Source organism: Vibrio sp. 1CM24A, assembly GCF_023161725.1.
Lineage (GTDB): Bacteria > Pseudomonadota > Gammaproteobacteria > Enterobacterales > Vibrionaceae > Vibrio > Vibrio coralliirubri.
Genome location: NZ_JALNTS010000001.1, coordinates 426,777 through 451,048, shown reverse-complemented (window position 1 = coordinate 451,048; position 24,272 = coordinate 426,777). Strand labels below are relative to the sequence as shown.

19 protein-coding genes are annotated in these 24,272 nt (G+C 43.6%); 11 read left to right on the top strand and 8 right to left on the bottom strand.

All coding sequences use genetic code 11. The features are described 5' to 3' along the window. Positions 1-381: 381 nt before the first annotated feature. Positions 382-1,023, top strand: coding sequence for an outer membrane beta-barrel protein (locus MSG38_RS01935; RefSeq protein WP_248400856.1), 642 nt, complete (start codon positions 382-384; stop codon positions 1,021-1,023). Between the two features lie 207 nt (positions 1,024-1,230). Here the strand turns inward: MSG38_RS01935 and arfB are convergent, their stop codons facing one another. Continuing rightward, on the bottom strand, positions 1,231-1,641 hold the full coding sequence (gene arfB, locus MSG38_RS01930) for an alternative ribosome rescue aminoacyl-tRNA hydrolase ArfB (RefSeq protein ID WP_050620793.1): 411 nt from the start codon (positions 1,639-1,641) through the stop codon (positions 1,231-1,233). An 87-nt stretch (positions 1,642-1,728) separates the two neighbouring features. On the opposite strand from arfB, the gene MSG38_RS01925 reads away from it, so the two are divergent. After that, positions 1,729-2,334, top strand: coding sequence for a beta-phosphoglucomutase family hydrolase (locus MSG38_RS01925; protein ID WP_248401081.1), 606 nt, complete (start codon positions 1,729-1,731; stop codon positions 2,332-2,334). 36 nt (positions 2,335-2,370) lie between these two features. Here MSG38_RS01925 and MSG38_RS01920 read toward each other — a convergent pair whose 3' ends face one another. The 4 genes from MSG38_RS01920 to MSG38_RS01905 form a co-directional block, all read right to left on the bottom strand. After that, on the bottom strand, positions 2,371-4,275 hold the full coding sequence (locus tag MSG38_RS01920) for a diguanylate cyclase (protein ID WP_248400855.1): 1,905 nt from the start codon (positions 4,273-4,275) through the stop codon (positions 2,371-2,373). 237 nt (positions 4,276-4,512) lie between these two features. Beyond that, a complete protein-coding gene (locus tag MSG38_RS01915) occupies positions 4,513-6,261 on the bottom strand; it encodes a formate--tetrahydrofolate ligase (RefSeq protein WP_248400854.1) in 1,749 nt (582 codons plus the stop codon). A gap of 294 nt (positions 6,262-6,555) precedes the next feature. Beyond that, positions 6,556-7,860 carry an inosine/guanosine kinase gene (locus MSG38_RS01910; protein WP_086967973.1) on the bottom strand — a complete coding sequence of 435 codons (1,305 nt, stop codon included), beginning with the start codon at positions 7,858-7,860 and terminating at the stop codon, positions 6,556-6,558. A gap of 128 nt (positions 7,861-7,988) precedes the next feature. Next, a complete protein-coding gene (locus tag MSG38_RS01905) occupies positions 7,989-8,465 on the bottom strand; it encodes a CreA family protein (protein WP_017059837.1) in 477 nt (158 codons plus the stop codon). A 248-nt stretch (positions 8,466-8,713) separates the two neighbouring features. On the opposite strand from MSG38_RS01905, the gene MSG38_RS01900 reads away from it, so the two are divergent. The 3 genes from MSG38_RS01900 (at position 8,714) to MSG38_RS01890 (ending at position 12,108) form a co-directional block, all read left to right on the top strand. Then, the gene (locus MSG38_RS01900) at positions 8,714-9,208 is read left to right on the top strand and encodes a hypothetical protein (RefSeq protein ID WP_248400853.1); all 495 of its coding nucleotides are present in this window, start codon (positions 8,714-8,716) and stop codon (positions 9,206-9,208) included. A 60-nt stretch (positions 9,209-9,268) separates the two neighbouring features. Then, entirely contained in the window at positions 9,269-11,077 is a 1,809-nt protein-coding gene (locus MSG38_RS01895; protein ID WP_248400852.1) for an HD domain-containing phosphohydrolase, read from the top strand. Between the two features lie 305 nt (positions 11,078-11,382). Continuing rightward, positions 11,383-12,108 carry an HAD-IA family hydrolase gene (locus tag MSG38_RS01890; protein WP_048612527.1) on the top strand — a complete coding sequence of 242 codons (726 nt, stop codon included), beginning with the start codon at positions 11,383-11,385 and terminating at the stop codon, positions 12,106-12,108. A gap of 407 nt (positions 12,109-12,515) precedes the next feature. On the opposite strand, the gene MSG38_RS01885 is transcribed toward MSG38_RS01890, so the two are convergent. Both MSG38_RS01885 and MSG38_RS01880 read right to left on the bottom strand, forming a co-directional pair. Next, entirely contained in the window at positions 12,516-13,940 is a 1,425-nt protein-coding gene (locus MSG38_RS01885; protein WP_248400851.1) for a methyl-accepting chemotaxis protein, read from the bottom strand. 148 nt (positions 13,941-14,088) lie between these two features. Next, complete coding sequence (locus MSG38_RS01880; RefSeq protein WP_248400850.1) at positions 14,089-15,312, bottom strand: aromatic amino acid transport family protein; 1,224 nt, start codon at positions 15,310-15,312, stop codon at positions 14,089-14,091. 447 nt (positions 15,313-15,759) lie between these two features. Here MSG38_RS01880 and MSG38_RS23960 point away from each other — a divergent pair, with 447 nt between their 5' ends. From MSG38_RS23960 to MSG38_RS01870, 3 genes are all read left to right on the top strand, one after another. Beyond that, positions 15,760-15,888 (top strand): hypothetical protein, encoded by a 129-nt coding sequence (locus MSG38_RS23960; protein WP_017059831.1) that lies wholly within the window; start codon positions 15,760-15,762, stop codon positions 15,886-15,888. A 205-nt stretch (positions 15,889-16,093) separates the two neighbouring features. Further along, on the top strand, positions 16,094-16,705 hold the full coding sequence (locus MSG38_RS01875) for an ACP phosphodiesterase (RefSeq protein WP_248400849.1): 612 nt from the start codon (positions 16,094-16,096) through the stop codon (positions 16,703-16,705). Positions 16,706-16,762: 57 nt separating this feature from the next. After that, positions 16,763-18,034, top strand: coding sequence for a DEAD/DEAH box helicase (locus tag MSG38_RS01870; RefSeq protein ID WP_248400848.1), 1,272 nt, complete (start codon positions 16,763-16,765; stop codon positions 18,032-18,034). 115 nt (positions 18,035-18,149) lie between these two features. Here MSG38_RS01870 and MSG38_RS01865 read toward each other — a convergent pair whose 3' ends face one another. Continuing rightward, on the bottom strand, positions 18,150-18,893 hold the full coding sequence (locus tag MSG38_RS01865) for a TetR/AcrR family transcriptional regulator (protein ID WP_248400847.1): 744 nt from the start codon (positions 18,891-18,893) through the stop codon (positions 18,150-18,152). A gap of 150 nt (positions 18,894-19,043) precedes the next feature. Between MSG38_RS01865 and MSG38_RS01860 the strand changes: the two genes are divergently transcribed. Genes MSG38_RS01860 through MSG38_RS01850 form a run of 3 tightly spaced genes read left to right on the top strand, consistent with a single transcriptional unit; the run spans position 19,044 to position 24,243 of the window. After that, complete coding sequence (locus MSG38_RS01860) at positions 19,044-20,132, top strand: efflux RND transporter periplasmic adaptor subunit (protein WP_048612522.1); 1,089 nt, start codon at positions 19,044-19,046, stop codon at positions 20,130-20,132. Continuing rightward, positions 20,132-21,187 (top strand): efflux RND transporter periplasmic adaptor subunit, encoded by a 1,056-nt coding sequence (locus tag MSG38_RS01855; RefSeq protein ID WP_248400846.1) that lies wholly within the window; start codon positions 20,132-20,134, stop codon positions 21,185-21,187. The genes MSG38_RS01860 and MSG38_RS01855 overlap by 1 nt, the downstream gene beginning before the upstream one ends. Next, entirely contained in the window at positions 21,184-24,243 is a 3,060-nt protein-coding gene (locus MSG38_RS01850; protein ID WP_248400845.1) for an efflux RND transporter permease subunit, read from the top strand. Before MSG38_RS01855 ends, MSG38_RS01850 begins: the two co-directional genes overlap by 4 nt. The last annotated feature ends 29 nt before the right edge of the window (positions 24,244-24,272 follow it).

Genomic DNA, 24,272 nt, shown 5'->3' with positions numbered 1-24,272 from the left:
TGGGTGATGCGCTCACTGGGGGACATGAAACAATCAGTTCACTCTTCCACGCAGCTGTTTGGTAGTGCTATTTCATAGAGAGTTATGGGAAACGTATTACTACTTAATGAGATTTTAAGCCCCAAGGTGTTTGCCTATGGGGCTTTTTAGTTTTTGATAAAAGGGTCGTGCAATGGTTTTGGTTGTGTAAATAAAGGAAGGTGGAGAATTAAGATTCAACAAGTAAAGATTAAACAATAGCTTATTTATGATATGTGTATGACGCATTACTGTTATAGAACTATATCATTTGTGCTCATTTCATAGTGGTTGATAACCTACAAATACTGAAGCGCAGGGATGTTGCTTAAATTCGTAAATTACAACTTAAGGCAACTTACTATGAAAAAGATAACTTTGATCGTTCTTACTCTTGGTCTGACATCTGGCTTAGCAATGGCTGAAGATTCAGGCTGGCGCTTGGGGGCTGGTGTAGGCCTTAACTCTCTAACTTCTACACAGAACGGTACAACTACACAAGAAGATGGTGATGTTAAAAGTTTTGATTCTGAGGCTGGTCAGTCTTTTGTCATCGAAGCTGGTTATGATATTAACAAGATCGTTGGTGTCAAAGCTTCAATAAGTAAAGGTACGGCTGAATCTACCAGCAATAAAGTAACCCCTGATGGAACCACTTACGTTGATAACAACGACTATGAATCAACAACGATGACACTATCTACGGATATTGGTTACACTTTCCAAACTCAGTATCTAGATGTAAAGCCTTATGCTGAATTCGGTGTAGCTGTTAACAGTACTGATATTAGTGAAATTGATTACGGCTTATCTCCTGATGGCGCTATTGGAGAAACAGAGAGCGATAGCAGTACTGCTGGTGATACAGCAGGTTTTGCTGGTGTTGGTGTTCGTACTACATTTAACAACGGCATCTACGCAGACGTTAATGCGCTTAAATACGATGCTGATAACAGTCTAGACAACGAGGTTCAAACTCGCCTAACTGTTGGCTACAAGTTCTAATTGAACTTTCGAAATCTATTTAAGGTAGCTGGGGGATACGCCTAGCTGCCTTGTTGTTTAGGCAATTTCAAGAATTGAGTTTTAGGTTTAAGCTTACTTTAGTGAAAAGCTAACTAAATAAGACCGAAATGTCATTTAGAGATATCTAGCTTCCAGAACTCTTCGCCTTTTTGGTAGGCATATAAATCAATAGCGAAAAGAAACAAACTACTGAACTTTACCTCTTAAGGATTTAGTCTGAGCTTTTCGTTTCTTGGCATCGACTCTTCGCTTTTGGGAGTTGCGTGTAGGTCTAGTCGCTCGTCTCACTTTTTGAACTTTTGTTGCTTCCAAGATAAGTTCTTTCAAACGCACTAAAGCGTCATCTCGGTTTTGTTCCTGCGTTCTATACTGCTGCGCCTTAATGATAATCACGCCATCTTTAGTGATGCGGCTATCTTTGTGTGCGAGAAGCTTTTCTTTATAGAAGTCAGGTAGGGTAGAGTGCTTGATATCAAAACGTAAATGTATCGCGCTCGATACTTTATTGACGTTCTGACCGCCGGCTCCTTGTGCTCTGATCGCTGTTAACTGGAGTTCCCAGTCTTGAATCGAAACAGAGTTAGATATTTGTAACATAAACATCCATTTTGAACGGTAATATGGCGCCATGATACTGAATATTGGTTATGGTATCAGTAACTTTATTAAAGAGTGGTAGTAGTGATGAAAATAGATTTAACGGCATATGAAGGATTAATCTTTGATATGGACGGTACGTTGATCGATACAATGCCTGCACATGTAAAGGCTTGGCAGCAAACGGCTGAAGAGTTCGGCTTTCATTTTGAAGCGTCTTGGCTGCATAGCTTGGGTGGCATGCCGAGTTATAAGATAGCCGGTGAGGTGAACAGCAAATACGGTTTATCGCTCGACCCACAAGCGGTCTCTACGTTTAAGATGGCGTCGTTTGCGGCTATTGAAGACAAAGGAGACGTTATCCCTTGTACTCACTCTCTGTTGTTAGAGCATCTGGGTAATAAGAAGATTGGAGTCGGAACGGGCAGTCAACGTAAAAGTGCCGAACAGTTACTGAATAAGACAGATATCTTGAGTAAGCTCGATATCCTAGTGACAGCAACAGATGTGAAGAATCACAAACCAAATCCGGATACTTTCTTGGATGCGTGTTTTGGTATGGGTTTGCAGCCAAAGCAGTGCGTTGTGTTTGAAGATACTAACCTAGGTAAGCAGGCTGCTCATGCTGCGAACATGGATTGTATTCTGGTGGTAGAAGGGAACAAGTTAGAGTTCTTTCCCGTGCCAAGCTGATCGAGTGCCTAACAAGAGTGCTTGTACTATCTATTGTTAGGCTATTTCACTCATTTCTTTGTCTAAGAATAAGCATACATTGTTTCTACCTGCTGCTTTAGCTTCGTATAACGCTAGATCAGCGCACTTGTAGTTCAGCGCTGGATCATTGGTGATGTTGGTAATGCCGCCACTCACAGTGACTACGTTATCGAGTTCAAGGCTGACAGCAATTCTCAGTCTGTTGAGAACATATTCGGCTTCTTCAGTTGTGGTGTGAGGCAGAATAACGCCAAATTCTTCACCACCAATACGAGCGACAAAATCAGTTTCTCGACATTCACGTTGTAGCACCTGAGCAACGGTTTGAATAACGCGATCACCATAATCGTGACCAAATCTGTCGTTGATGCGTTTAAAGTGGTCTATGTCCAAGATCGCTAAGCAAGACTGTTCGCGAGTAGGGTAACGATTCACACGAGAGCACTCATCTCGCAGTTCAAGATCGAACTTACGGCGGTTCCAACACCCAGCTAAGGCATCTTTTTCGCTCAGGTTTCTCAGTTTGTTTTCTAGCTCTTTGTGTTTACTGATATCCACAAATGAAGCGACATAAAACTGAATCACGTCTTTCGAATCTTTGATGGTTTGGATTCGTAGTATTTCCGTGATCAAAGATCCGTCTTTACGACGATTAACCACTTCGCCTTCCCACATGCCTTTCTCTTTGATGATGCTCCACATCTTGATGTAGAACTCTTCGTTGTAGCGACCAGAAGCAAACATGGACGGTTGGCGGCCTTTTACGTCTTCTAACTCGTAGCCACTCACACGGGTGAACTCTTGGTTTACCTTGATGATTCGGTTGTTTCTGTCGGTAATCACCAAGGCAGACATACCATTCATCACGGCCTTAGCAAGTTGGCTCTCGATACTGTTCTTCTTGTGGTTGCTGTTCCACAATACGAAGCCAGCGGAGATCATCGAAATCAAGAAAGATAAGGTGATGATCTGAACGACAATCGCTTGTTTTTCTTGTCGGTATTGACTGCTGAACTGCTGATTTTCAATGTGAAGAACCATGTAAATAGGGCCTTCAAACTGCTTTATCTTTGGGCTGATGTCAGAGTGGAAATACCAGTTCTTACCATCGAAATAGCTAGACGAAGAGTTGTTTTGAATGTCTTTCCAAAGCGCCGGATATAGCTTTGCGTATGTCTTGTCTGAACGTGACTCTAGAACATGTCCAAATGATTCAGCCGGGTCGGGGCCCATGATGACATGGCCTGTTTTGTTTAGAATGACCGGGACTGCAGCTGAGTCTCCGATTTGGTAATGAAGACGCTTGTAAATCTCAAGCATGTTTAGATTTGCAATGAAGTAACCAATAATTCGATTCCCTTCAGCGACTGGCGTCATAATGCGAAGCGCCGGCGTTAATGGGTGGATGATTTCTCCATTTTCCATTTCTAAGTCAATGCCTCTAGAGCTGACATCGCCAATCTCTAACTTCTGTAGCATCTTGTAGTAATCTCGAGAGGATTTGTTTTGCAGTTGGTTCTCTGGGACGACAGTTGCTTTACCGTCTTTGTAGTTAACGCGGAACACTTCGTTTCCAGCTAGATCGAGATAACGAAGCTGAGAATAGTATTTTTGGCCACGAGCTAACATCACCCAAAGATCTTGCAGGGTTTCTTTATGGATAATAGAAGGTTCTTGAATCGCTCGGAGTAGTGTTTGAGAGTCAGCGATAGAAGGAACAGAGTTAGATATTTGCTCAACAATAACAGCGAGCTCATGAAAGCTGTATTCGATCTGGTTCTGACTGGACTGTTTGATATTTAGCGTGTGCTGAGCTTCAACCCTGTCAAATTCAGAGTTTATGTAGAGGGCAGGGACTAGTCCTAGGGCAAAGATGGTACATAGAAATTGGCTGACTAGTTTTTTTATACTTGTATTCATCACTGTCCTCAAAGAATCAGCGCAATACTATATATTTTATAAGGTTTTTAATGTGATCTTGACCCAGAAGTTAAGACAAGATTCGCATATAACTACGATTTTAGTGCAACTTTTTGCACTTAAGCTTGATTGTTGAGCAATCACTTCGTAAGGGAATGATTGCTCAATATAGAACACCGGTCTGAAAATTGAGCCAAATTAATCGCGATTAATTGCCATTTATCTAGCTAAGAGCATCTAGCTTAGGCCGACGATATTTCCATTACTATCAATATCTAACGACATGAACGCCGGTTTGTCAGGCAAGCCTGGCATGGTCATCACATTGCCGCACAACGCGTAAATAAAGCCAGCACCAGCACACAGTTTTAGTTCTCTAACAGGCACGTCAAATTGGGTGGGTGCACCTTTTACGTGTGCTTCTGTCGAGATCGATAGTGGTGTTTTTGCCAAACAAACCGATAGGTCGCTATAGCCATGCAGTTTGAATTCAGCCAGTTGTTTTTTAGCCAGTGGAGATAGCGAAATACTTGCCGCGCCATAACCAACTTCAGCGACTGCCATTAGCTTTTCTTCTAGGCTTTGCTCTGAGTGATACAAAGGCTTAAATTCACTCTGTTTTTGGCAAGCTTTTACTACAGCGTGAGCCAGTTGAGTCGCCCCTTCGCCACCTTGACCAAATGCTTCACTTACTTCAACGCTAACGCTTGGATCGAAGTCGGTGATCATCTGTTTCAAAGCATCGAGCTCTTGAGCTGAGTCTTGTGGGAATCGGTTAATCGCAACTACTGTAGGCACTTGGTATTGCTTAACGTTATTGATGTGCCATTTAAGGTTCTCAAAGCCTGCAATTAGTGCGTCTTGGTCATCATTAAAAATAGAATCTGGTAATGGAGTGCCCGGTCTCAAATCGTATAAACCAGAGTTGGCCTTTAATCCACGTAATGTTGCAACAACCACAGCGCAATCGGGCTTTTTGTTTGACGCTTTCGCTTTTATGTTGCACGCTTTCTCAAAGCCCATGTCTGACCCGAAACCGCCTTCGGTCACAACAAAGTCACTCAGTTTTAACGCTATCTTATCGGCAATAATTGAAGAGTTACCATGTGCAATGTTCGCGAAAGGCCCGGCGTGAATTAGGGTCGGAACGCCTTCAAGGGTTTGCATCAATGTTGGTTCAATAGAATCCTTCATGGTTACGGTCATTGCGCCTGCAACGTTGAAGTCATCTGCGGTTAACGGCAAGCCTTGTTTGTTGTAAGCAAGTACCACTCGTCCGATGCGTTTTCTCAAATCTTGAAGGTCATCAGCTAGAGCAAGAATGGCCATTAGCTCTGAAGCGGCTGAGATATCAAATCCATCTTCGCGTTCAAAGCCATTAATCGTTTTGTCTGCTTCGTTCTTGCCAACCGTGATCATGCGTAATGCGCGATCATTATGGTCAAGTACACGTCGCCAAACGATTCTGCTTGGGTCTATATTCAGTGCTTTTAAGCCTGAGCGCGTTTCAAAGGCTTCTAACCCTTCACGCTGTTCATGATACAAACGTGCATCAATGGCGGCAGAGGCGAGGTTGTGAGCGGCCGTAACAGCATGAATATCGCCCGTCAGATGCAGGTTTAATTGTTCCATAGGGGCAACTTGAGAGTAACCACCACCCGCAGCGCCGCCTTTTACGCCAAATACCGGACCCATTGAAGGCTGGCGAATGCAGGCCATAGCCGACAGGTTAATCTTTGCGAGGCCTTGTGCTAATCCGATAGTAGTGACGGTTTTACCTTCACCAAGAGGTGTAGGTGTGATCGCCGTGACTACGACTAATTTACCATCTTGTTGGTTGGCGAGGCGTTCAAGTGATGTGAGAGACACTTTAGATTTGAATTGCCCTAATGGCTGATGTTCGTTGTGGTGCAGGCCAACTTGCTTGGCAACCTCACTGATGTTTTTAAGGGGAGTAGAGCGACAAATATCAATATCAGACAACATATTTGATCCTTATATCAGAACCGAAAGGTGGTACGTAAACGTTTGCGTGGCGATAGTACTGTATAAATTTGCCAAGTAAAGGCAAACCACACGAATTATGTGCTGGAAGATAACAGATCTAAAGAGTCATTGCGCGAGATCAAATCTTAAACGAGCAAAATATTCGTTCTGATTACCGTCAGCTGCAGTTATATTGGCGTTGAATACAAAAAGGGCTGCATATAGCAGCCCTTCAAGGAATGGGTAATCTAACGTGGCGTTAACCTCTAAGAGTTAACTGCCTAATATGGTCGATTAACGATCCCAGTATGTTTCTTCTAAGCTATCTTCGCGCTCAGGTAGTGCACGAGAAAGGCGAGGAGAGTGCTGAGTCAACACTTCGTAGCTCACACGGTTTGCGTACTTACAAATTTGAGACAGTGAAGAGTAAGTTAGACAAGCGTGCTCGTGTTTCTCTGAGTTTGGTACATTCACGTGGTGGTAGCTGTTTGCTGCCATGTCGTGAAGTAGTGCTGAAAGTGCACCATCGCCAGCGCCATTGGTGTTCTTAATCTCAAGTGGGCCGCCTAGGTAAGGGCCAATGTGAGAGTACACTTTTACTGGGTCTTTACAGTCTTGCTTGCGCATCGCGCGGCTGAATTCGTATTTATTGAATTCAGGGATGTTACCCGGTAATAATGGCAATGTGGTTTCGCGTTTCGCTGGTTCGTCAGTGTAACCTGCCATGTATAGACCAATAGGGCCAGCAGTACATAGAACTAGGTCAACCCACTCAAGTGCCTTGTTAGCAGCCAATAGAGGATCTTTTTCACCCGTTAGCGCTTCACCTTCATCTTCGTTCATCGCGACGATGGTTACGTTTTCTTTCAGGTATTCTTGCCACCATTCAGCGTTACCTTCGATCACATACTTAGTACCAAGTGTTAGTACAACAGGCACATTGTGGGCTTTCGCGTATTCAATCGCTTTTTGTACCGCTTTTGGCATCGGATCTTCAGGTTTGCCACGCATTAGGTATGACGACACAACCAATGCAGAAGCTTTCTCGAACACTTTTTCAGGAATGCTCTCTGGAAGAAGTTGGTTCATATGGCCTTCGTTGATTGCAAACGTACGTTCGCCATCTTCAGAAATCAGCGTGTAACAACGACCAATTGGACCATCAACAGTTTGAAGGTGGTTTAGATTCATACGAGAAGAAGTGCGGCAAAGGTAACGATAACCAAATGAGCCAACTTCAATCTTCTTAGACATTACGCCAAGCAGGACAGATTTGCTGTCTGCAAGTACGGAATAGTTGTGCAGTGTGTTGCCGATAGTATCGCCTGGGTATTGATGCGTGATCAAACCGCGCTCAACTAACTCTTCATACAGCGCATCTGCTTTACTTTCTTCCAATACCAGTGAGTGACCTTTACTCAGATCGTATTTTTCTAGGAACTCGTTGTCAACACGGGCTTCGATATCAACAATCGTTTGGCCAACACCGACAATCGTTGCGCGGTGAAGCTTAGGCGTTTGTTGAATTTGGTTGACCAACGGATCACGTGCGTGAGTTGGAAAGTAGTGCTTAGATTTACGCTGTCCAGGAAACTTCATATGAAAAATACAGTGAAAAAATTTTGCCGCATGATATCACATTTTGTTTCTGTTTCTTTCATTTTTATTACATTTTGAATCACCTGCACAAAGTCTGTACAGGTGATTAGGCTTACTTGTGCTTAAGGCTATTCAGCAGGAACAAGTGTTGCTGGATCTACGTAAGCCTCTGTACCCCAAAGCGGAACAGTTGAAAGGCTATGTTTGAAACTGCCTTCCGTTTCTTTGGTGGTGTAAGACAAATAAAGCAGCGATTGATTCTCTGCATCGTAGATACGACGAACCTTCATTGTTTTAAAGAAGATACTTTTCGATTGCTTGAATACCACTTCGCCAGACTTACTCTTGTCAATTTGAGCAATCATTTCTGGCGTAATTTCACCTGTTTGACGACAAGAGATAGAGCTATCACTTGGATCAGAAAGGCTAAGGTTTGCTTCGATTGATGCGATATGACAGGTAACACCTGCGATCTTATCGTCATCTAATGAAGACATCTTGATATCCTTCATTGTGAAGAAACCCAATGAGACGTCGCCAACCTCGTTGTCCGAACAGCCAGCTAACATTGTCACGATACCTGCTGCTATTAAGGCTTTTTTCATAAGAAGTCCTTTTTATTTATATAGTTCTGTTTACTATAAGGATATTGAAAGCTTGAATACGAGTGTAGAGCTTTTCGTTAAGTTCTTAAAGGATGTTGTTGGATAATGAAAAATATGAAGCATTTAAAGTACTTGTTGGCCTTGGTCATGCTCTGTATGCTCTCCGCTTGTAGCTCGGCACCTCAGCCGACCGTATGTCTTCCAAATAACTGCGATATTTGGGGATACTAACCGTAGGTACTAAAAGAATGAATAACGAAATACCTGAAATTGCACACAAGAAAAACCAATGGCTGTTTAGTCAGCTCGATATTGCTTACCCCGCAAAAGAGAGCCTCCTCGGCCGTGAACTTTATCAAAGCAAACTCACATCCAAGACATACCAACTCCTAGCACAAGATCAAACTCCTTCCCAAATTGATGAACTGCATAAAGTCGATTTCCATAAATTGACCGTGCTTTTTTCACTTAACCAAGCAAGCGTTTACCAAGATGAAACGGAAAGGGCACACATGCTTGAATTCTTGAGCCAAATTATGCTTTCTGACGATCATGTCTTATATATTGGTACTCAAAATGGTGAAGTTGTGGCGAGCGCTATCGTCACAGAAGCGGATGGCTCCTTATTGATCTCGGATGTCGTTGCTGGAAATGGTCAAAGTATCAACAACTTTGCTAAGCAGTTACACGGTTTTTGGGCACAAGATCATGCTTCTTGCGATAAAGTGTGGATCGAGAACTAAAGATTCTTTGACAAAGCGTTAATCTAAGTACAATACCCCGTCTTATTTAAAGGGTATTGTATGTACAAGCTATTGATATCAATCGCTGTATTGTGTGTTAGCGCTTATTCTTCACTCAGCTTTGCTAACGACTGGGATATAAAACGCATCCTAGTTTTACACTCATACGAACCTTCTTATCAATGGACTGCTGACTTCCAAAAAGGGATAGACAGTGCGTTCAACCAGTCTCAAACCGAAGTTAAACTCTCAATAGAGTATTTGGATTCAAAGCGTGTCCACAGCCCAGAGTACTACGACTCTCTCGCGAATTACTTACGTGCGAAATATGCAGGTTATAAGTTTGATGGCGTAATCGCGACGGACGATAACGCGGCCAATTTTCTTGAATCTCTGCCTAATTTGATTGATCGCTCAACACCTGTCGTTGCAGCCGGCATCAATGATTTCAGCACCGACATGTACGCGGTGTCTGACCGAGCAACCGTGCTTTATGAAAACGATCAGATAGACGTTAACATTAAGTTGATCGCCAAATTAAGACCTAATCTAAAGAACCTCTATTTTGTAAATGATTACAGTGTCACGTCTGAATTGATTCATAAAGAAATGAACAGAATGATGGCTGAGTTCCCAAATATCAATCTCGTAGAAATTCGCGACTTGTCGCTAGAGCATACGAGCCAGTTTTTGGAAGGGATCTCTGCGGACGATGCGGTATTGCTCAGTCATTACAACACCGAGTTAAAGCAAGGGGTTTACCACACTTACCAAGAGATTGCGGATACCTTGTCAAAAGCGAGTGCCGCTCCGGTGTTTGCTTTGTGGCAGTTCTATATTTCGGGTGATGTACTCGGTGGCTACGTTAATCACTCACAAAGCATGGGTGAAGAGGCTGTCGATGCATTGGATAAATATCTTCCTCTTGGTTTTACGACACAGCTAACTCCAGGAGACAACAAGCGTTTTGTATTTAATTACCCCGCAATGAAGCGATACGGGATTAGCGCAAGCGCGTTACCTGACGAAGCGGTTTTCATTAATGAGCCTTCATCCTTTATTCGTAAAAACTTCCAGTTGTTATTAGGGCTGTCGATGGTGATTGCGGGTTTGAGCCTGATCATCTTGATGCAATTTGTCACTCTGCGCCAAAAGAAAGAGTTGGCCAATAAGAACAAACGAATCTTAAAGCTTCAGAAACAGACCTTGAATATCCAAAAGGATATGATTCATGTTCTCGGTGAAGCAATTGAAACCCGCTCTGGCGAAACAGGCAATCACGTTAAGCGTGTTGCCAAGTTATCTGCACTGCTTGCTAAGTATCGTGGCTTGAGCCATCGCGAAGTCGAGATGATTGAGATCATCAGCCCAATGCACGATGTGGGTAAGATCTCTGTCCCTGAATCGATCTTGGATAAACCTGGGAAATTAACCTCCCAAGAGTGGGAAGTTATGAAACTTCACACTACGGCTGGCTATAACTTATTGAAGAGCGGATCCGGTGATATTACCAACCTCGCAGCAATCATTGCTAACGAACATCACGAGCGTTGGGATGGAGCAGGATACCCTAATGGCAAAGTAGGTGATGAAATACACCTGTTTGCTCGTATCACTGCCGTAGCCGATGTGTTTGATGCGCTGCTTAGTGCACGTTGCTACAAAGAACCGTGGCCGTTAGATATGGTGGTCGATTTGTTCGAGCGAGAGTGTGGTTACCAGTTTGATCCTCAGCTTACTAAATTGCTACTGAAACACTTACCCGAGTTTGTCGCTATCCGAGATTCGTATCCCGATACTGGAACTATAGAATATGCGTCTGCACCTACTATTGAAGCAAAGGTATTAGAAGAGTCGGTTGTTAGCTAACCGTCGCTCTCTTTGAGTTGCCTATACGTCTTGGCTTCTTTATCAATTCGCCCCAAGCCGACTAGGAACTTGTGATTTATATTTTCCACTGAAATTGAGTCACTTATGTAAACCTCGAAGTATTTGGTTTCGTAGAATCTGTGTTAATTTGATGAAAACTGTTGCTTATGTCGAGCGATAAAGTGATCAACTCCATATTTCGCGAAGAGAAATAAGCCTGTATCCGCAAACTGTTACCTCAATCATCTCGCCCATTGAAAGAACACTATAGGATAAAACTTGGATTCAATCTAAGTGAGATACCTATGCGGTTAGAACAGACTAAATGTGTGATTTTCGATTGTGACGGAACACTTATCGATAGTGAAAAGCTGTGCTGCCAAGCTTTGGTGAACGTTTTCACTGGCTTTGGAGCGGAGCTAAACGTCAACGACTGCTATGCGCATTTCCAAGGCGGGAAGCTAGCCGACATCTTAATGGATACACAAGAACGTCTTGGGCTATCTATCTCGATTGATACACTTGAACCATTATATCGCACTGAATTAGAAGCACTGTTCCAGCGTCATTTAAAACCGATGGACGGTGCTATCGAACTTATTGAATTCCTAAAACAACAAGATATCGAGTTTTGTATCGCTTCCAATGCACCGAAATCTAGAGTTGAATCTTCATTGGCGATGACAGGCATGCTTGACGACTTCAAAGGCAAAGTGTTCTCGGCTTTTGATGCTAATAGTTGGAAGCCAGAGCCTGATCTAATCATGTACACGGCCATGAACATGGGCTTTCTACCGAATGAGTGCATCTACGTGGATGATACGTTGAAAGGGATTGAGGCTGGTGTTCGCGCGGGTATCCAATCGTTTCGATTACGCCCGAGTATTGATGAAGCAATCGTAGATCCCGAAGCCGACTCAGCAGAACTCGCGGCTCAGGATATCTACAGTTTAGAAGAAATTTCAGTTTGGATTAATGGCAAGCACTGCTCAAATGGTGGTATATCGAATTCTGCAGCTTTGGTGGGGTAGAGCTTAGTTGGAGGCTGACTACCTTACTAAATTGTTTGGTATGGAAACCGCAAGATGCACAAGTAAACTTCTCTCCACTTTCTGAAAGCAGATACTCGTCGTGTTGGCATAAAGGGCATGTAATGTCGTCGGTGTTTGGTGTTTCTGTTTTATTCATTATGTGTCACCTGCAGCAAGAGGGTAAGCGAAAAAAGACCCGTTCAATTAGATTACTCCTAAGCTCGAATATTAGACAGTTCTGACACTTCTTAATCTCTCCTTTGCGACTTGCTTCATGGTAATTGATAATGTCATCGTTATTGACCATGTCTCTTGTAATGTTATTAAACAACAGCCAAAAAAAAGGACCCATTACGAGTCCTCATTAGTTTATTTTCAATTCACGCCGCTAGTTCGCCAGTTGAGCCTTAAGTGCGGTAGCGTGCCAACGTCTGAGACAGAGAAACCGACGCTTCTGTTAGCCTAGATACGCCATTTGAAGAATTCTGAGCGACGTCTTTAATCACGTCGGATTGGCTTCGAATATCGTTAAGTTCTGCTGCAATCGTATTGGCAACGTTACTTTGCTCGTCTGCTGATGTTGCGATTTGGATACTCATGTCCATCAGTGCTTGAGCTGAATCTGCAATCGAGTTTACATCGTGACCAATGTCCGAAATCAGTTGGCTACTGGTTTGCGCTTGATCAACCGTCTGTTCGGTGATCTTCGCGATATTTTGGCTCTCTTGCTGTAAGCGCTCAATCATCGCTTGGATTTCTACCGTAGCCGACTGAGTACGGCTTGCTAATGTTCTTACTTCATCAGCAACGACAGCGAAACCTCGGCCTTGTTCGCCCGCACGAGCGGCTTCAATAGCGGCATTCAAAGCAAGTAAGTTAGTTTGCTCTGAAATAGCGTTGATCGTCGTGATGACTTCGTTAATTTGGCTTGTATTCACATTCAAGCTAGTAACAGAAGATGAGGTTTGCTCAATCAAAGAAGAAAGGGTGGTGATTTCCGAGATTGCCTGTTGAACCTTCGCGTGGCTATCGTTGATTTGCTGCGCGTCTTGTTCAGTTTGTTCAGTTGAGCGTGCAGAGATGTTAGAGACTTCATTTGCCGAAGCTGTCATCTGATCCATTGCTGTCGCTACAGAGTCTAGAGAGGCGTTTTGGCTCATGATTTGTGTTTCGCTGCGCTTCATCTCTGTTTCGAAAGAAGCCGACGTTTCACTTAGCGTTGCTGCACTGTGGTTTACGTTGTTGACTAACTCACTAAGCGTGTCCATTGAACGGTCAAGCGCACAACCAATCGTGCCGAACTCATCACGGCCAGGGTGGAAGCCAAGGCGTGATGTTAAGTCACCATCACCAATCTTTTGAGTCGTTGAGTAAAGAACCCAAAGTGCGCCGCCTAGGAAAGTCGCTACCCAGTAACAGAAAAGACCAAAAGGCACACACCACAAAAAGCTCAGTAATAAAGTGTACAGTGCTTGCTGCTTTTGATTCTGTATATCGTTAGTTGAAACGGTAAGTGAGTAGTAGTTGCCATCTTGTGCGAGTGCAGTGGCAGTCACCGAACCATTGTTTGAAATAGTGGTTTGTTGAGCGCGAGTTTGCTGGCTAACAGAGCGAACAGAAGCAGGGGAATCTGATGCTGATAAAATGCCTTGCAGTTGATACTCGACCTGCTGTTTTGCAGTTACGTCAATGTGTTCCATTTTGTTGGCGTAGTTCAGTCCAGCCAGGCTTACCAAAGCGGCAAAAAAGATTAAGAAAATGACCCAAAACTTGTCGTTGATCGACATCTTGATAAACAGTTTGTCTATCGTTCGAAATTGTACTTCTTTCATAAAAACTCCACGGTAAATCCTTTACCGTGGACTCTAAATAACCGACCTCAATAAAAATGTGACTTCAATCGACTAATTGTGAAAATTAATGATAGTGACATGTTATTTATGAGATCTGTATCGAGTAAATTAGTTCTGTATAGGTTTATTAACCCAAAGAAGGCAGTAAGCCGACTGAAATAAGAACTTGAATGGCAATGATAAATACGCCAATGCTACCTGCTAAAAACAACGCTTTGCTACCGCCTAACACTTGGTAACTGGCTTCTGCAGATTGAGGTTTGACAGAGAAATCAGTGTAACGAACCTTGTAGACCATCACTGTTGGTAACAGAATCGCGAGCACTGAAAGTGCAATGGCTGCGTAGCCTAAAGCCATGATGAAGCCTTGTGGGTAAAATAAGGCAAAACCCAGTGGCGGCAAAAAGGTGATAGCGGCTGTCTTAACACGTTTCGCGTTACCAAGTTTCTTGCTCAGTGAGTCGCCCATGAATTCAAATAAGCCTAAGCTCACACCAATAAAAGATGTCAGCAGTGCAAGGTCCGCGAACACACCGACGATCACGCTTAGGTTGGATTGATGAACAGTTTGCGATAGTGAGACTAATAGCGCGCCTAAACTTGTATCAGACAATAATTGCTCTTGGCTAATCACACCCAAAGTAACACTTTGCCAGAAAACGTAGATAACCAGAGGCAGTGCCGAGCCAATAATCATTACCTTACGTAAAGAACGAACGTCACCATCTAGGTATCGAACAATTGATGGGATGCTGCCGTGGAAACCAAAAGAGGTAAACACAACCGGAATCGCCGCCACAATCAGGCCTTGTTGTAAAGGCATGCTCATTAAGTATTGAGAGGTAATGTTTGGCGCTAGGAAGCTAAGTACCAACACCATCGCGATAAGCTTCAAGCCAAATAAAACGCGGTTAACTTTATCAACACTGTGTGTACCAATCGTCACAACGCCGGCAACTAATAGGGTAAATAGAAGCGTGGTGATTTGAGCATTGAGTTCGATACCCGCGATATCCGAAATTCGTTGGTTAAATTGCGCACCGCCGCCAGCTATGTATGCCGCACACAGAGCGTAGAAAAGAAACATTACCGCGAAGCTCGCAATCCACTTTCCTTTTGTCCCTAAAATGGTATGAGCTAACGTGTGTAGGGTAGCGTCAGATTCTGCGAATTGGTGAAGCTCTACCATTAATAGTGCCGTAAAGGCCATTAACGCCCATAAACCCAGCATCAAGAAAAGTGAAGTTGAAAAGCCAATACCTGCAGAAGCAAGTGGAAGAGCGAGCATGCCAGCACCAATGGTTGTGCCTGCAATGATCAAAGTACTACCAAAAACCTTTGATTTATTCATTGTATATAATTCTTTACGTTAGGGTGTGTTTTCATTGTAATTCTTCTAGCTTAAGCGAATAAACCCAAAGAATATCTCGATTTTGAAGTATTCTGATTGAGTTTAATTCCAAATGCAATGCATATTGTAATTAAAAATATCCACTGTAAATTAATATTTACACCAAGAGGGCCTAGCAGCATTGAAATGACCAAAGCAAACGTTTGACCATGATCGGCTTCAAAATTTATAGAGTAATTTGTTGTACTTGGTGTAAGGTGGCAGTACATATGTCGTTCGCGTATACCCCTTTAGCGTAAAAAAGCGTTAATGATCGCGAGTAGCTTTAAGCTATGAATATGGAATGGGTAGAGTAGAGTGCGTTCATCAAAGTGACATAATATAAGTCCAAGATGGTGCACTAGTTAATAGGACATCATGTCCACATCAAGGAATAGAGGGGGCACAATGAGTGACCAATCTTATAATGACGAAAGTCTAGAGTTGTTAGATGCTATGGAAATTGGCATTGATTTGTCTGACTATGAACAGACAGTGAAACAGTTAGCTGAAGAGCTTTTCAAGTCTTCGAACTAAGCTTTTAAAATCGTTAATTCAGTTTCAACTGAAACGTTTTAAAGCTAAAAGTTTTCTTAGCTAAAGCTTCTCAAAGCAAACAATTCTAAACTGAGCAAATCTTATTCGCTCACACGTCATACCAAAACTATCCTCATTAAAGTTCGCGAAGATAAACGAGTACGTTTACCATGTTACTTAGTTCTCGATACTTTAATGAGGTTCAATGAACTTTCTCGCACACCTCCACATCGCCAAGCACTGTAACAGCAACTTAGCAGGTAACCTGTTAGGTGATTTTGTTAAAGGCGACCCTAATAAATACTATTCTGATTCCCTTTCTGACGGCATTAGGCTTCATCGATTTGTTGATAGCTACACTGATCGTCATGATGTATCTCGTTCTGCAAAATCACTTTTCTCAGACCAAACACGACGCTTTGCGCCTATCGCACTCGATGTATTTTGGGACCACTGCTTAGCTAATCATTGGGCTCAGTTTTCACAGCAGACATTAGAGCGTTTTTGTTTAGATAGCCATGAGCAGATCTTTGAACATCAAGAGCCGCACTGGCCAGAAAATTTCGTTATGGTTCATCAGAAAATGGCTGAGCATCGATGGTTAGAGAGCTATCAAGACATGTCGTCTATAGAGGTGGTATTGCAGCGAATGGCGATGAGAAGGCCCAAGCTCGGTATGCTCGAGGCATGTTACGATGACCTCGAACGTCACTACGATACGTTGCAGTGTCACTTTAATAAGCTTTATCCCAACGTTTTAGAAGAAGCGAAGCAGTTTAATGCGCTTCAAATGAAGAAAAATCAAAAGGAAGGGTAAACAGCGTAATGCAGGTTTGCTACAATCCGCGCCTATTTAATCTTTGAGCATCATACTATGTCTGAATCTACAAAATCTTTTAACCAACTAGGATTATCTGAGCATCTTCTTGCCACGCTATCAGAGCTTAATTTTACGGCTCCTACCAGTGTTCAAGAACAAGCGATTCCATTGGTATTAGAAGGCAAAGATGTACTGGCTGGTGCTCAAACGGGTACAGGTAAAACGGCCGCGTTTGGTTTACCGATTATTCAAAGATTAATCGAGACAAAAGACAACGTTATTCCGAACCCTAAGCTCGTTCGTGCGCTTGTGTTAGTACCAACTCGTGAATTGGCACAACAGGTTTTCGATAACTTAACTAGCTACGCAAAGGGCACCGACATTAAAGTCGTGGTGGCTTACGGCGGCGTTAGCATGAAGGTTCAAACTGATAACCTACGCGGTGGCGCAGATATTCTTGTCGCGACGCCTGGTCGCCTTATTGATCACATGTTCACTAGAAACATCATGTTGAGCCAAACGGAAGTACTGGTACTGGATGAAGCTGACCGTATGTTAGATATGGGTTTCATGCCTGACATCAAGCGTATTCTTTCTCGCATGAACGAAGTGCGTCAAACCCTGTTCTTCTCTGCAACGTTTGATAACAAAATCAAAGCGATTGCACACCGTATGATGCAAAAGCCAAGTGAAATCCAAGTTACGCCAAAAAACAGCACTGCTGAAACCGTAACACAGATGGTTTACCCGGTAGATAAGTCACGTAAAAGTGAGCTATTAGCGTATTTGATTGGTTCAAAAAACTGGCAACAAGTGTTGGTGTTCACTAAGACTAAGCAGGGTACTGATGCTCTCGTTAAAGAGCTTAAGTTAGACGGCATTAAAGCGGCATCAATCAATGGCGATAAGAGCCAAGGTGCGCGTCAAAAAGCTCTAGACGATTTCAAGTCAGGTAAAGTTCGCGCGTTGATCGCAACCGACGTGGCAGCCCGTGGTATCGATATTCAGCAGCTAGAACAAGTTGTGAACTATGACATGCCATTCAAAGCAGAAGATTACGTTCACCGTATCGGACGAACTGGTCGTGCGGGCAACAGCGGTTTAGCGATCTCTCTGATGAGTCAGGAAGAAGCTTACCTACTGGGTGATATTGAGCGATTACTTGATACGCGCTTGCCTCAAGAGTGGCTAGAGGGCTTTGAACCAAGCCTAGAAAAAGATCTAGCACCCGATCGTGGTGGTCGCAGCAAGAGCCGTTCATCAGAAAAACGTAAGATGAAAGCAAAGCTTAAGATTCATCAAAATCGCGGTAAAGCCCGTCGTTAACAAGCTGGACAAAGCTCCAGTTTAAAGATCTATACATATAAAAACGCGCCGTTACAGTGACTTCTGTAACGGCGCGTTTTTGTATCTTATAAGCTCTTAATAGGTATGAAGCCGATTAAGCTTTATGTTCCTGGTTACACTTCCATTCACATGGTACTTCGTAAATCAGCTCTTCAATCGAGGTTGGGTTTAGAACCCACTCTTCATCAATATTGAACTTGCTGACCATCTGCGTGTTGAAAAGCTGCCAATGCTTAAGTAGGGCATCTTCCGGTGAGGTAACCATATCGCCTTCATTCCAAGTGCTTTCCATAAAGGGAGTGAGGCATACAGCGCCGTTTGCGTACATGATCATTTGCCATTTAACTTCATAAATGTTGATCATTTTGTCTGGGTTAGCTGCATTGTACTCAGAGGCAAGGCCGTTAATCTCTTTTTCAACATCGCCGACATTGTCGATGAAGTAATCGACAAGGTTGTCTTCTTGGCGAACAGAGTCAGAAATAAGCTGCATTGGCCTACGTGAGTGAATCATGTTGGTGAACAGACGCATGCTAAACAGGTAGATAGCGATATTTGGCGCAACATCTTTTGGCAGCTCTTCCATAATCTTACTGATGTAAGACTGAAAATAATCGTGCAAACAATCACTTATCGCATGCCAAATCTTTTCTTTGCTACCAAAGTGATGGCGGATAAGGCTATGTGATACGCCTGCCTTTTCACTGATGTTTCGCAGTGATACACGATCGTAGCCAAAGTCACAGAACATGTCTGCGGCAACGCTCATGATCAAAAAACGCGTCTCTTCGGCGTCTTTTGCACTTCTTCTACCTTGCTTCTTTTCGGTCATCTTCATTTCACATAATTACCTGATTACCACATTCTACACTGTTTTTACTGAAATAAAAAATACTGCACAAGTGGAAAGTAAAGCTTGAGAATTATTTAATATTAAATATACTGCCCACCTGTGTAATAAATCATAATAATTAAATGGAGAGACATCATGCAGTCCAATTTGTCTATCAATGCCATATCGAGCAAGCGCATGGGAGCTGTTATTGCAGCACTATTGCTCGCAGGCTCTCTAACTGGATGTGACAAAGTTCAGTCAGAGGAAAATGAGCAGGTAATCAAGCCAGTCAAGCTGTTCGAAATCCCGCAACAGACTGATATTGATCTTGATAGCTTCATTGCAAAGGTTGATGCAACTGACCGTGCGGCACTTTCTTTCCAAGTGGGTGGTGATATAGAAACCTTCGATGTTCGTATGGGACAAGAAGTGAAGAAAGGTCAGGTGTTAGCTGTATTAGACGCGACGGATTACCGTATTGCCGTTGATGCTGCCCAAGCTAAATTTGATCTGGCAAACAGCCAATACAAACAAGCTTCTGAGTTATATGCGAAAAAACTGGTCAGTACCGATTACTACGACCAAGCCGTGAACACCTTTACTGCCGCTGAAGTTGAGTTGGACCAAGCAAAAACAAACCTTGGCTACACTACCTTAGTTGCTCCATTCGATGGCGTGGTATCGATGGTGTTTGGAAAGCAATATCAATTGATCGCAGAAAAGCAGCCTGTACTGAATATCTTGAATCACAGTGAAATGGATGTGACGTTTTCAATTCCAGTATCAAAGCTGGAAGACCGTTCTATTCAAGACCTAACGAGCTCAAACATGTGGGTTGTGATGGACAGCCACCGCGGCATTCGTATCCCGACTCGCTTTAAAGAAATCTCAACGCAACCAGATGAAGACACCAACAGCTACCAAGCGGTTGTGTCTATCGAAAAGCCAGAAGGCATCAATCTACTTTCTGGTATGACAGCGCAAGTTGAAGTTCAGAAAAGTAAATCTGACTACGGCATTGGTATTGTGGATTCAGCTTGGTTAAACAAAGACGCAGGCCATGGTGAACTATGGCGTTATAACCCTGACTCTCAACTGATTTCTAAAGTACAAGTCCTTCTAGATGAGCAAGGCAAGGTTATCGACGGATTGTCGTCTGGCGACCTTATCGTTGAAGCGGGTGTGGATGTGTTATCAGACGGACAACAAGTAAAAGCTTGGCTTCGTGAGGGCGGTATTTAATGAACCTTTCAAAATTATCAGTTGTTGTCGCGTCGGCTCTGTTACTTCAAGCCTGTAACAATGAAGCTGTGCACCGTGAGCAACCGCCTTTGTTGGTTTCTACCTTTGAAGTTGGCGCACCGCTTACTAATCAGTTCAGAAGTTTTAATGGCCAGGTGATGCCAGCCGAATTGACTCCCTTGGCATTTAAGCTAGCAGGCGAGATTCAACAAGTATTAGTAGAAGCGGGCGACAATGTCGAAAAAGGGCAGTTATTAGCCACCTTAGATAACGCAACGTACGTACAAGATCTGACTGATGCTCAATCTCAATTTAAACTGGCGAGCAAACAGCTGGCTCGTGGTACTGAGATGTTTGGCAGCGAAATGTTATCGCAATCAGAACACGACCAACTGACGGCTAACTACAAGCTCGCATCGGCGAATTTGGCGGCGGCGAAACGCAAGCTAAGTTACACAGATCTTTTAGCGCCGTTCTCAGGAACAGTTTCAACTGTCGATAAGCAACGATTCGAAAATACGACGCCTGGAGAAACACTACTGAGTGTGTACCAGAACGACAAAGTGTATGTGCGAATTCAAGTATCAGATTCGATCTTGGCGTCAATTAGCCCAGACATGCGTTCAAATAGCTATCGTCCTGAGGCGACCTTTGGCGGTCACACCGGCCAATATCCACTGACGTATCTAGAACACACCAGTGAACTGCACCCACAATCTCGTACTTACGAATTTTGGATGCAGATGCAGCAGCCTGAAAGTGAAATTCTGCCGGGCACGAGCGTTACGGTCAATGTAGATATGGCGAAAGCGGGCCTGAGCGATGTTCAAGGCTACCAATTACCAATGACAACGCTAGAAGCGGGCTCTGAAGCGAATCAGTTCTATGTGTGGAAAATGGAAGACGGACAAGCATTCAAAAGCGAAGTAGAAGTCGACAAGATCAGTGGCCAAGGCGCATTAATCGCTCATGGCGTTGAGCAAGGTGATCGACTCGTAAACTCGAATCTAAGAAAACTCCGTGACGGAATCCAATTGTCAGGAAAAGCAGAATGAACATCGCAGAATATTCAATAAAAAACAAAGTAATCAGCTGGCTGTTTCTAGTCATTTTAGCCATTGGTGGTGTGTCGTCTTTTGGCAACTTATCCCGTTTAGAAGACCCGGCTTTTACCATTAAAGATGCAATGATTATTTCAACTTACCCTGGCGCTACGTCAATGGAAGTTGAAGAGGAGTTGACGTATCCACTTGAAAAAGAGATACGACAGCTGCCTTATATCGACAAGATTACCTCAACCTCGTCGAATGGCATGTCTCAAATTATGGTGAGCATGAAGATGGACTATGGTCCGGATGAGCTACCTCAAATCTGGGATGAAATGCGTCGTAAGATCAACGACCTACAGCCAACGCTGCCTAGTGGTGTTAACTCTGTCCAGATCATCGATGATTTTGGTGATGTGTTTGGTGTGATGATTATGCTTACTGGGGATGGCTACGATTACGTCGAACTCAAACAGTATGCTGATTATCTCACACGTGAAATCGAACTGGTTGAAGGCGTAGGCAAGGTTAGTATCGCAGGCGACCAACAAGAGCAATTGTTCGTTGAGATGTCACTTGAGCGTTTAGCGGCGTTAAACCTAGACATGTCGACAGTGACATCATTGCTCGCACAGCAAAACAGTGTGGTATCGGCTGGCGAGGTCATGCTCAATGGTCAAAGCCTAACCATCAAACCTAACGGCACGCTGAGCACGGTTGAAGAGTTAGAAAACTTAATCATTCATGGCCGAGATACGGGTAACCTAATTCGCTTAAAAGATGTCGCTGAGGTCACTCGCGGAATCCAAGAAAAGCCAGGTAACGTATTAACTTACAATGGCAAACCAGCCATCAACCTTGGCATTGCGTTCTCATCGGGCGTAAACGTGGTGGAAATCGGTAATGCGCTTGATGCAGAATTTGATCGCTTAGAAAGCATTAAGCCAGCTGGTGTTGAGTTGAATTACTTCTACAACCAAGCACAAGAAGTGGACAAGTCTGTTGCTGATTTCTTGATCAGCCTAGTGGAAGCGGTGGCAATTGTTATCATCGTACTTCTGTTCGCGATGGGCTTACGCAGTGGTTTGATCATTGGTTTAATACTGCTACTGACGGTGTTCGGTACGTTCATCTTGATGGACTACAACGATGTTGAACTGCACCGTATCTCGCTGGGTGCTTTGATCATCGCGCTAGGTATGCTGGTGGATAACGCGATTGTAGTCGTTGAAGGTATTTTGGTTGGCTTGAAGAAAGGCAAAACCAAGCTTCAAGCAGCAAAAGACATCGTGAAGCAAACACAATGGCCTCTGTTAGGTGCGACCATTATCGCTATCACAGCGTTTGCACCGATTGGTTTGTCGAAAGATGCGACAGGCGAATTCATGGGTTCGTTGTTCTGGGTACTGTGTTTCTCACTGTTTTTGAGTTGGGTAACAGCACTAACACTAACGCCATTCCTTGCCGAGATGTTGCTTAAAGAAGAAGACAAGGTTGATGAGAACGAAGACCCATACAAAGGCATCCTGTTTGTAGTATTCGGTGCGTGTCTGAAAGTAGCACTTCGATTTAGATGGCTTACTGTAGTTAGTATGGTTGCGCTATTAGCTGTTTCTGTGGTCGGTTTTGGTATGGTGAAGCAGCAGTTCTTCCCGCCGTCAAACACGCCAATGTTTTACGTAGATATGTGGATGCCGGAAGGTACCGATGTGCGTGAAACGATCAAGCAGACAGAAAAAGTTGAAAGTTACATTCGCCAGCAAGACGACGTTGAGTTTGTGACAACAACGGTTGGACAGGGCATGCAACGTTTTGCGCTGACATACCAACCAGAGAAAAGTTACGAAGCGTACAGTCAGCTGCAGGTACGAACGACTGACCGAGACACCATGTTTAAAGTCCTAGAAGCGCTAGACAAGGACTTGGCCAATAAATTTGAACAACCTACGTTCCAATTTAAACTGATTGAGTTTGGCCCGTCGCCAGCATCAAAAATCGAAGCTCGTATTAGCGGTGCAGACCCGCAGATCCTTCGCAGCATAGCTGTTGAGGTAGAAGATATCCTGTTGGCGGACCCTGGCTCTCGAAATGTGCGTCACGACTGGCGTGAACGCACCAAAGAGCTCGTGCCACTGTTTAACGAATCAAAGGCACGTCGCCTTGGCATTTCAAAGACAGATCTGTCTGAGACGCTACAGATGGCGTTTGGTGGTTACAACATCGGATTACTTCGTGATGGTACGCACATGTTACCTATCGTGGCACGCTTGCCTGAAGAAGAGCGTTTTGACTTTGAATCACTCAACAATGTGAAGATCTGGAGCCCATCACTGCAAACCTACATTCCTGTAGAACAAGTGATCGATGGGGTTGAGCTTAAATGGTCTGAGCCACTGATTCAACGTCGTGACAGAAAGCGTACGTTAACGGTTCTGGCTGATCACGATGTATTGGGTGATGAAACACCAGCTAGCTTGTTTGCTCGCGTAAAACCAAAGGTTGAAGCACTCGATTTACCAGCAGGTTACAACATTAGTTGGGGCGGTGAGTACGAGAGTTCTAAAGATGCACAAGAATCTCTATTTGGTTCACTGCCAATGGGTTACTTGCTGATGTTTATCATCACTATGCTTCTGTTTAACTCGGTTCGTAAGCCACTTGTGATTTGGTTTACGGTGCCACTCTCTATCATTGGTGTTTCAATTGGTCTGTTAGGTACTAATATGCCATTCAGCTTCACTGCGTTCTTAGGTCTATTGAGTCTAAGTGGCATGATTTTGAAGAACGGTATCGTACTGCTTGACCAGATCAACAGTGAGCTACAAACAGGTAAAGACCCATATTTAGCGGTTGTCGACAGCGCGATCAGTCGTGTGCGACCGGTATCTATGGCAGCACTAACAACTATCTTGGGCATGATTCCCTTGGTATTCGATGCATTTTTCGGCTCAATGGCGATTACCATCATGGCAGGCTTAGGCTTTGCTACCGTACTAACGCTAATAGTAGTACCAGTGATGTTCGCTATTCTATATAGAATCAAACCGTCCACTGCGGGTTATTAGGGATTGATATAAAACAGATTCTTTAAAGC